The sequence below is a fragment of the Segeticoccus rhizosphaerae genome, assembly GCF_009192725.1.
GTDB classification, from domain to species: Bacteria; Actinomycetota; Actinomycetes; order Actinomycetales; family Dermatophilaceae; genus Segeticoccus; species Segeticoccus rhizosphaerae.
Window position 1 is genome coordinate 1 of record NZ_VOHR01000743.1, and the last position, 525, is coordinate 525.

General features: G+C 49.9%; 1 protein-coding gene and 1 pseudogene. Both read right to left on the reverse strand.

Annotated elements, in window-relative coordinates; genetic code table 11:
• On the reverse strand, window positions 1–138 hold a 138-nt coding region (locus FRW57_RS25165), incomplete at its 3' end, for a F0F1 ATP synthase subunit gamma (RefSeq protein ID WP_203230531.1).
• 49 nt (window positions 139–187) lie between these two features.
• Window positions 188–525: pseudogene (locus FRW57_RS22780) on the reverse strand (F0F1 ATP synthase subunit alpha); the annotation flags it as partial.

A 525-nucleotide genomic window follows, 5' to 3' on the forward strand; every position in this document is an offset into this window, starting at 1 on the left:
CGCGTATGGACGGCTCGCAGCCATGCGATCCTGCGCCTTGCGCATTTTACTGGCTGCAACCATTTCCATTGCGGATGTGATCTTCTGAGTGTTCTGAACACTCGCGATCTTGGTTTTAATCTCTTTAGCGCCGGCCATCTTTACTCTCCAATCTGGACCTGAGGTGCCTTAAGACACCTCCGTGTCTTTACCAGGTTTGGGTTTCTACGAACTTGTCGAGGCCAGCCTTCAAACCACCTTCGATGTCGGCGTTGTAGTCGCCAGTCTCGTTAATAGTCTTCATTAGGTCAGCATGCTCGCTGTTCATGAAAGAGAGCAAAGAAGCTTCGAAATCACCGATCTTGTTCAGCTCAACGCCTTTTAGGTAACCTTTTTCAGCTGCGAAAATAGACACAGACTGGTCAGCTACGCTCATTGGCGCGTATTGCTTCTGCTTCATGAGTTCGGTAACACGCTCACCATGCTCAAGCTGAGCACGAGTTGCATCGTCAAGGTCAGATGCAAACTGAGAGAACGCTGCAAGCT